6 protein-coding genes and 1 pseudogene are annotated in these 10003 nt (G+C 35.0%); 3 read left to right on the top strand and 4 right to left on the bottom strand.

Annotation, left to right across the window (positions count from 1 at the left end; all coding sequences use genetic code 11):
• Positions 1–20: 20 nt before the first annotated feature.
• Together ANA7108_RS0106660 and ANA7108_RS0106665 are read left to right on the top strand one after the other, a co-directional pair.
• The gene (locus ANA7108_RS0106660; RefSeq protein ID WP_144052362.1) at positions 21–1085 is read left to right on the top strand and encodes a TrkA family potassium uptake protein; all 1065 of its coding nucleotides are present in this window, start codon (positions 21–23) and stop codon (positions 1083–1085) included.
• Between the two features lie 97 nt (positions 1086–1182).
• The gene (locus tag ANA7108_RS0106665; RefSeq protein WP_016949998.1) at positions 1183–6465 is read left to right on the top strand and encodes an AAA family ATPase; all 5283 of its coding nucleotides are present in this window, start codon (positions 1183–1185) and stop codon (positions 6463–6465) included.
• 99 nt (positions 6466–6564) lie between these two features.
• On the opposite strand, the gene ANA7108_RS0106670 is transcribed toward ANA7108_RS0106665, so the two are convergent.
• The 4 genes and pseudogenes from ANA7108_RS0106670 to ANA7108_RS28615 all read right to left on the bottom strand — a co-directional run.
• A complete protein-coding gene (locus ANA7108_RS0106670; RefSeq protein ID WP_016949999.1) occupies positions 6565–7080 on the bottom strand; it encodes a methylmalonic aciduria and homocystinuria type D protein in 516 nt (171 codons plus the stop codon).
• 280 nt (positions 7081–7360) lie between these two features.
• Entirely contained in the window at positions 7361–7567 is a 207-nt protein-coding gene (locus tag ANA7108_RS0106675) for a hypothetical protein (RefSeq protein ID WP_016950000.1), read from the bottom strand.
• A gap of 119 nt (positions 7568–7686) precedes the next feature.
• Complete coding sequence (locus ANA7108_RS0106680; protein ID WP_016950001.1) at positions 7687–8322, bottom strand: MotA/TolQ/ExbB proton channel family protein; 636 nt, start codon at positions 8320–8322, stop codon at positions 7687–7689.
• A gap of 179 nt (positions 8323–8501) precedes the next feature.
• Positions 8502–8600: pseudogene (locus tag ANA7108_RS28615) on the bottom strand (transposase); the annotation flags it as partial.
• A 60-nt stretch (positions 8601–8660) separates the two neighbouring features.
• Between ANA7108_RS28615 and ANA7108_RS26940 the strand changes: the two are divergent.
• Positions 8661–9893 carry an RNA-guided endonuclease TnpB family protein gene (locus ANA7108_RS26940; RefSeq protein ID WP_016950002.1) on the top strand — a complete coding sequence of 411 codons (1233 nt, stop codon included), beginning with the start codon at positions 8661–8663 and terminating at the stop codon, positions 9891–9893.
• Positions 9894–10003 lie beyond the last annotated feature (110 nt).

The following is a 10003-nucleotide window of genomic DNA, read 5'->3' on the forward strand; positions in this document are numbered from 1 at the left end:
TTTTGAATTTGTAATTGCCTGTGTACTCTACCCTTGAGCAAAAATATAAACTTATTCAAAAAGAGTTAATGGCTGGGGCATTTGCTCTAGGCTTTGTGTTTCTGATTGGTACTTTATGGTACTGGTTAGTGGAAGGTTGGTCATGGGAAGATGCAGCTTATATGACTGTCATTACCTTAGCTACTGTGGGTTATGGAGAAACTAATCCACTAGGTAGTCGAGGACGATTGTTTACGATTGCCCTGATTTTGATGGGTGTAATTAATATTGGCTACATAGTCAATAGATTTACAGCAGCAGTGATTGAAGGCTATTTTCAAGAAGGAATTAGACTACGGCAACAAAGGCGCTTAATGGAATCCTTGTCAGAACATTATATCATTTGTGGATTTAGTCGGACTGGGCGGCAGATAGCTAAGGAATTTCGGGCGGAAGGAGTGACTTTTGTAGTGATTGATGCCGAGGTTGAATCTGTACAAAAGGCGCAGATGGAAGGTTATACGGGATACCAGGGTGATGCAACTTTAGATGATACGCTTTTGAAGGTTGGCGTTGAAAAAGCGACTTGTATTGTGGCAGCTTTGCCTTCTGATGCCGACAATTTATATGTAGTTTTATCAGCCAAAACTTTGAATCCAGAAATTCGCGCGATCGCCCGGGCAAGTACAGAAGAAGCTTTGCAAAAGCTACAACGAGGCGGTGCAGATGCTGTGATTTCCCCTTATATTACGGGAGGTAAGCGGATGGCAGCAGCAGCCCTCAGACCCCAAGTTTTGGACTTTGTGGATGGGATTCTGACTGGTGCAGACCGCCAGTTATATATGGAAGAATTTTTACTTGACCCGTCTATGTGTCCTTTTGTCGGTCAAAGTTTACATAAAGCTAAATTGCGATCGCAATCAGGAGCATTAGTTCTGGCAATTCGCCGTACTGACGGCAATCTCATCGGCGGACCAACTGGAGATACAGTTTTAATGTCAGGAGATACACTGATTTGTATGGGAACAGCCGAACAATTACGCAGTCTAAACCAAATTCTCGGACCAATTAAGTCTCAACAACTGCGACGACCTAAAAGCAGTTAATTTCTGATCTGCAATATGGCAGCAAATTTAAATAACTAAATCAAATAATTCTATCTCCTGACTCCTGAATTCAATAATACACCCGCGCCATCTCCATATGTTTACCGTTCCTGGCATTTCTATTCAAACTCAAATCTATGAAAGTAACAACTCCCTAGTTTATCGAGGAAAAACAGAGAAAGACAACCAACCTATCATCCTGAAAGTTTTGAAAGATAATTATCCCACACCCCAGGAACTTGCCCGCTATTACACAGAATATGAAATTACTAAATCTTTGAATTTGACAGGGGTTGTTAAAGTCTATAACTTACAGAAATATCAAAATACTCTCGTCATGTCAATCGAAGATTTTGGCGGAGAATCATTAAGAATTTGGATGCAACATAAATCCTTTACATTAGAGGAATTTCTGAAAATTGCTATTACTACTACTGAAACTTTGGGACAAATTCATGCAGCTAATATTATTCACAAAGATATTAACCCATCAAATATTGTTTTAAATCCAGAAACTAGTGAGATAAAAATTATTGATTTTAGCATTTCTACTAAGTTGAATAGAGAAAATCCAACTATTAAAAATCCTCATATTTTAGAAGGTACTCTTGCCTATATGTCTCCCGAACAAACGGGAAGAATGAACCGCATTTTAGATTATCGTACCGATTTTTATTCTCTTGGTGTTACCTTTTATGAATTGTTAACCAATCAACTACCATTTGCAACAAATGATGCCTTAGAACTAGTACATTGTCATATCGCCAAACAGCCTTTACATATCAGTGAAATAAATTCAGATATCCCTCCAGTTATTGCCAATATTGTGATGAAATTAATGGCAAAAACAGCAGAGGAAAGATATCAAAGTGCTTTAGGAATAAAAACAGACCTAGAAGAATGTTTAAAGCAATTACAAAGTCATGGCAGGATCTCAAATTTTGTCATAGCGAATCAAGATATTTCTGACAAATTTCAATTACCACAAAAACTTTATGGTAGAGAGGGAGAAATTGCTAGTTTAATAACAGCTTTTGAACGAGTTACATTTCAAAGTGAAATGATTTTAATTGCTGGATATTCTGGGATTGGTAAAACTGCTTTAGTACAGGAAATATATAAACCAATTACTCAAAAACGTGGTTATTTTATTTCCGGTAAATTTGATCAATATCAACGAAATATCCCCTACAGTGCTGTGGTGATTGCCTTTCAAGCCTTAATCAAACAACTGTTGACCGAAAGGGAAGAAAAGCTGAAGGAATGGCGAGAAAAACTCTTAGCTGCCTTAGGCATAAATGGGCAAATTATTATAGAAGTAATTCCTGAAGTAGAATTAATTATTGGTAAGCAACCCACAGTAATAGAACTCGGACTTACTGAAACTCAAAATCGTTTCAATTTGGTATTTCAGAAATTTATCAGAGTTTTTACTAAACCTGAACATCCTCTAGCCATATTTTTAGATGATTTACAATGGGCAGATGGAGCATCTTTAAAATTAATGCAATTGCTAATGAGTGCAGGTTCACCGGGATTATTTCTAATTGGTGCTTATCGAGATAATGAAGTTTCTGCGGTGCATCCATTAATGTTGACTTTAGAAGAAATTGGTAAAATAGGAGTCATTATTAATCGAATTTTTCTATCACCTTTAAACTTAAATACTGTCACAGAAATTATTGCTGATACTTTGAAAAATCAACCAGAAAATATTAAACCTTTAGCGCAATTAGTGCAAATAAAAACCGAAGGAAATCCATTTTTCATTAATGAATTTTTGAAATCTTTAGCTACAGAAAAATTATTAGTATTTGATATTGAATCTTTAAATTGGCAATGGGATTTAAAGCAAATTAAACAAAGAAATTTTACTGATAACGTAGTGGAATTAATGGCAGGTAAAATTAAAAATTTACCAGAAAATACTCAAGAATTATTAAAATTTTCTGCTTGCATTGGTAATCATTTTGATATTATTAACTTGGCGTTACTTACCAAACAATCTTTTAGAGAAATAGTTGATAATTTACAACCTGCGATTAATTACAATTTAATTGTATCTTTTGATAGTAATGAAGAAATAGAATTAGCACTTCTGAATCCTGAATCTAACAAATATCCATTACCAGAATATAAATTTACTCATGATAGAATTCAACAAGCTACTTATTCATTAATTTCTGAAGCAGAAAAACCAATTATTCATCAAAAAATCGGTAAAATTCTTTTACAGAATAGTTTCAATGAACAACAGGAAGAAAAAATTTTTGATATTGTTAATCAATTAAATTTTACTCTATCTTTATTAGTTAATGAATCAGAAAAAAATGAATTAGTTAAATTCAATTTAAAAGCAGGTAAAAAAGCCAAAGCATCAGTAGCTTATCAATCTGCTTTAACTTATTTACAAATAGGAATACAGCTTTTGGGAGATGATAGGTGGCAAAAACAATATGAACTAACTTTATCACTTTATCAAGAAGCAGTAGAATCTGCTTATTTTAATAGCAATTTTATATTAATGGATCAGTTAATAGACGAAGCACTTTTACAAGTTAAAAATGTATTAGATCAAGTAAAATTTTATGAGATAAAAATCCTAGCTTATATTGCACAATATAACTTAAATGAAGCAAATAATCAAGGTTTGGCAGTTATTAAACTTTTAGGCATAAAATTACCAAAACAACTAAATAAACTTAATATATTCTGGGAATTTTTACAAACAAAAATCATTACAGCTAATAAATCTATTTCTAGTTTAGAAAATTTACCACAGATGACTGATATCCATGCTCAAACAGTTATGGGTATTAGTAGTACAATTATTTCTACTTCTTATTCAACTGACTTGTTAGTATTTTTACTAATGGTTTTCCAACAAGTTAGACTATCTATTAAATTAGGAAATACCGCTCAATCTGCCTTTGCTTATAGTTGCTATGGATTATTTCTTTGTGGACTAATCGAAGATATTGAAGGCGGTTTTCAGTTTGGACAACTTGCTCTTAAATTACTTTCTCAAATTCAATATCAGAAAGTAACGGCTAGAACAAAAATGATTGTCGAACTTTTTATTAGACCTTGGAAAGATTCTATCAAAGAAATTTTGCCATCTATCAAAGAGGTTTATCATATTGGATTAGAAAATGGAGATATAGAATATGCTGTTTATTCTGCTTATTTTTATTGTTCTTATGCTTTTTTTGCTGGTTTATCTTTAACAGTATTAGCAGAAGAAATGAATTTTTATACTCAGCAAATGATCAAAATGAAACAAGAAAGAGTAATCGATGGACAAAAACTATATCATCAAATAGTTCTTAATTTGCTTAACACACAAGAAAATCCTTGTACCCTGATTGGTAGTGTTTATGATGAAGAGGTAAATCTTCCTATTATTAAAAACCAAAATGATCACCATGCTCTAGCTAACTATTATGTTAATAAATTAATGCTTTTTTACTTATTTGATGAGATTGAAAAAGCATTGACAAATGGACAATTTGCTCAAGAGCATTTAGAAGGAATAACAAGTTCTTATACTATTACTTATTTTTATTTTTATGATGCTCTAGCTTGTTTAGCTTACCTGAGTTACTGTCCTTTATCTGAACATAAAAAGTTAATCAATAAAGTCCTAGCTGATCATAAAAAAATGAAAAAATGGGCGCATTATGCCCCGATTAATTATTTACACAAATACTTACTGGTAGAGGCTGAACTTTGCCGAATTAAAGGCAAAAATTCTCAAGCTATAGATTATTATGACCAAGCTATATCACTATCTAAACAAAACGAATATATTCACGAAGCGGCTCTTGCTTATGAATTAGCTGCTAAATTTTATCTATCTCAAGGAAAAGAATTAACAGCAAAAGCCTATATGCAGGAAGCTCGTTATTGTTATCAACTGTGGGGAGCAAAAGCTAAAGTTAAACATTTAGAGAAAAATTACTCTCAGTTATTAACTACAATTACAGGTAAAATTAAAGATATTAAAACCTCCACAAATATAACTACTACTGACTCAGCAGCAACCCTGGATATTGCTACAGTCATGAAAGCTACCCAAGCTATTTCTGGTGAAATAATGCTAGATAAATTACTATCTAGTTTGATGAAAATTCTGATTGAAAATGTGGGCGCACAAACAGGGTATCTAATTTTATTTTATCAAGAAAAGCTGTTAATTGAGGCAGAAGGAAGTATCAACTCTGAGGATGTTAATTTTTTGCAGTCACTACCTGTAAATAATTGTAAAATTCTTTCAGAAGCAATTGTTAATTATGTCGCTCGCACCAAAGAAACTGTAGTTTTAAATGATGCGACTCGTGCAGGAAACTTTACTAGTGATCACTATATCCAAACCGTTAAACCTAAATCGATTTTGTGTGTACCCCTAATTAATCAAAGCAAATTAATTAGTATTGTTTATCTAGAAAATAATCTAACTACAGGAGCCTTCACAGCCGAAAGAGTTAAAATTTTAAATTTACTCTCAGCACAAGCAGCTATTTCTATAGAGAATGCTAGACTCTACAATGAAATGGCAAAACTCAATCAAGCTTATGAACGGTTTGTACCGCGTCAATTTCTGCAGTTTTTAAATAAGTCCAGCATAGTTGATGTTAAATTAGGTGATCAAGTACAGTTAGAAATGTCGGTACTATTTTCTGATATCCGCGACTTCACACAACTTTCAGAAAGTATGACACCAGAAGATAATTTCAAGTTTATCAATTCCTATCTTTCGCGTATGGAGCCTATTATTACTGAAAATAATGGCTTTATTGATAAATATATTGGTGATGCAATTATGGCTTTATTCAGTGGCGAAGCTGACAATGCAGTTAAAGCAGGTATTGCAATGTTGGAATCACTGATCGAATATAATAGTATCGAAGGTAGACTTAACCGTCCTGAATTAAAAATTGGTATTGGCATTAATACAGGTTCTTTGATGTTAGGAACCGTGGGCGGGCAAAATCGTATGGATGGTACAGTAATTAGTGATGCAGTGAATTTAGCTTCTCGTGTGGAAAATTTAACGAAAAATTATGGAGTATCCCTATTAATTACCGAACAAACTTATTCAAGATTAAAAAATACTAGTAACTATGACATGAGAATTATTGATACAGTCAAAGTAAAAGGTAAATCTCAAGCTGTAACAGTTTATGAAGTATTCGATGCAGATTTACCAGAAATCAAAACCCAAAAATTAGCTACTTTGCCTATATTTACAGAGGCTTTATCACTTTATAATCAAAGCAAATTAGCAGATGCAGCCCGTTTATTTGCATATTGTTTGCAGAAAAATCCAGGTGATCGCGTGGCACATATCTATTGTCAGCGATGTCTGCGGCAAACTTAAAACTCACTCCTTGTTGTCAGGTTTTTTATCATCTCGTAATTGTGCATTCACGATTATATTATTGTCTATAAAATATTTTTTATTTGGAAATCCCTTATACTAATTTGCTAACTCCGTCCAACCATGTAGAGGAGCGATCGCTCTGGTTACCAATTCAATCATTTCTGGGGGCGCTTCGGAAAGCAAAACGCTAGGATAAACAGCAGTTCCCCATTGAGGATGAACTAGCACACGGCATTTATTTTTGATGACAGGATAGTTAAGTAAAGCTGTAGCTACAGCTGTGTCGTCGTGGGGAACTGCACCAGGATGGGAAAGTAAGGGATAACCTGTACGGGGGTCAATTAGGTCGGTCACATAACCGCGATCGCGCAAATTAAAGGACAAATCGCAACCAAACCGCATAAACTTTTCTCGTAATCTTTCTTTCTCTGTCTCGACTTGCGCCGTTTTTTCCAGCAATGGATATCGTGATTGTTGCAAGACGACCACAACCCATAAAAACTGTTGCTGTTTCCAATCTGGTAATATCTGTTCGCAGTTGGCACAGATATATTGACTGGGATTATGAATGGAAATTTGAACCGCTTGTCCTGTTTTGCCAACTAAATTCATGGGACAGCCTTGCTCCGAAGTGCAAACGCTGGAATAATTCACCACATTTATTCGGGTTTTGCAAGTTTGTTATTTCCAAATCATAACTCTGAAAAGTTCCAAAAAATCAGCAATTTTTTCTGACATTTAAGGTTTCTCAAAACTGTGTGTGTAAATCTTGTATATTTTCCATCATAAATCTAAAAAATCTCCAATCCTCATTACCAAGGTTACTTTTTAATGGGATTGATCCAAAATCCTTCGACTTGGTAAATGCAGTGCTGACAGGTGTACAAAAAGATTAATTGAGTTTTAAAGCATTGACTGGGACTTGATCCCAAGAATCGACTAACCGTAATTGTGCCACCCAACCATCAGATTTTTGCTTCTGTGTTAAACCTTTCTTAAAGGACTCATGACAATCTTGAGCATGAGACTCATTACAACAAGCAATACAGGCATAAATCATACCGGATGGATCAATTTGCTCATTTACCCAAATAGTCATAGATGATCTCCTCAAAATCAGGCAGCCAAAACAGTTATTGATAATTTCAGAATACTATCTAATATCAAGTCTGGCTAATTACTAATCAAAAAAAATTCCCGCATTATATCTTCAAAGCGCTATTTATCTCCTTTTTCATAGCGACGGCGGTAAAGTAATTCTAACTGTCCGCCATATTCTTGAATCCAAGCAATCTGCCGTATATAGAGTCCCCGAAAGGTATTCGCAAAGAAAAGAGTAATGATAGCAACAACTAAACCTGACGCTGTGGATACCAAGGCTTCACTAATCCCAGAGGTGACACCAGAGGTTTTTGTACCACCAACATCGCCAATATTTAAAGAAGCAAAAGAAGCAATTAACCCCAAAACTGTGCCGAGAAGTCCCAATAGGGGAGCAAGACCAATAATTGTATCAAAAATGTTTTGGAACCTTTTGAGTAAAGGAATTTCTCCCTGTGCTTCACTTTCTAAAGCCAAGCGGAATTCCTCTGGGGTTGGTTCTTCTAATTCTAAAGCTGCTAAAAAAATCCGAGCGACGGGTAAATCAACATTGTTATGTAAATGATCTAAAGCACTAACTACATTACCTTGACGATAAAACTTCAGCACTTCCCGGACTACTCGATTTTGACGACCACTTAGCCTTACCCAAAAGGTGATACGTTCAATAATTAGCGCCACTGCTAATACTGAAAAAAACAGCAGTGGCCACATCACTACCCCACCAGCTTTAAACAGATTATTAAGTTCCATTTACTATTTTATCAATTCTCAACAATGCTAGGATAATGTATTTTAGCAAGACAGCATACATTATTTACTAGATAAATCAATAAAGTTTATAAGAATATCCGGTAAGCGTAAAACTCAGCGGCTTTAGCCCTGAGATATAAGCGACACGAGCGATTTTAACCGCTTTGGTATTTTCTATATTAACCGTGATGTGGGTCTTCAATATATTTCCTTACGGATTCACTACTAACATTCCCTGCGGTGCTTACAAAATAACTACTTGTCCAAAGTTTAATCAATTATTATGGAGAAGTCAACTTTCATTACATTGTAAATTGGTGGCAAAAATCAAGAAATCAATGGGAGTGCAGCAGGTTTTGTTGTCTCCCGATAATGAAACAAAGGCAGTATTACAATATCTCTGTCAGCAGTCAGGGAAGCTCTACAACAGTGGTGTCTATTTCGCTAGACAAACATTTTTTAAAACTGGAAAGTTGTTAACAGGTAAATTCGACTTGATTTACGAGCCTTCAGTTTCTAAAACTATGGTTGCCCAATCAATGCCATCTATCCCAGCACAACAAACTTTATTGTCTGTAATTGAGGCTGTTAAATCTTTTAAAGAATTACGTTCTTTGTTTCTCAAAGGTCAATTACACTTTCAACCTAAAGCCCCCGGCTATCTCACAGATTCTAAACTTTTCAAAGTTACCTATCCTCATAGCGGTGGACAAAAGCCAACTCTCATTAATGGACAACTTAGATTTTCGTTAGGGTTAACTGTAAAAAGATGGTTTGGACTATCTGAATTTTTCCTTCCGATGCCGTCAAATCTAGATATTGCCAAGGTTAAAGAGTTTACTATCCTACCTAAGAACGGTGCTTTTTATCTAGAGATGTCTTATGACGTTGAGAAACAACTTCATCACGATTTAGACATCAATCAAGCTCTGTCTATTGACTTGGGAACGGCTGATAATTTAGCGGCTTGTGTTGATACATTGGGTAATTCCCTATTGATTGATGCCCGTGCGATCAAGTCAATGAACCAGTTGTGGAATAAGAAAGTATCAACACGAAAAGAGGGAAGACCAGAAGCTTATTGGGATAATTGGTTAGACCGTGTGACCCGTAAACGTAACCATCAAATGCGTGATGGGATTAATAAAGCCGCAAAACTAATTGTTGACCATTGCTTAAAATATGGCATTGGTACGTTAGTAATTGGCTGGAATGAGGGTTTTAAATTTAATGCCAACATGGGGAGAATTAACAATCAAAAGTTTGTCCAAATTCCTTTAGGTAAACTTAAGGATAGGTTAAAACAACTCTGTGATTTACACGGTATTAGATTTCAAGAAACCGAAGAAGCATATACATCAAAAGCTAGTTTTCTCGATGGAGACTCCCTACCTAAGTTCGGTGACAAACCAGACGGGTGGAAAGCATCTGGAAGGCGTGTTCAGCGTGGTTTGTATAAGTTAGGTAATGGTTCAATCGTGAATGCCGATTTGAACGGAGCCGCTAACATTTTAAGTACTAGGACAGAATTAATTACACAATGTCATTGCGAATGGAACGCAGTGGAATGACGCAATCGCAAGGGCTGGGATTGCTTCGCTTCGCTCGCAATGACTGTAAATATTTTTGTCCAATTACTTACGAAAAGTAGCCAGCAATTTAGGCATAGACCTAAGCTTAC

This window comes from Anabaena sp. PCC 7108 (assembly GCF_000332135.1).
GTDB lineage: Bacteria > Cyanobacteriota > Cyanobacteriia > Cyanobacteriales > Nostocaceae > Anabaena.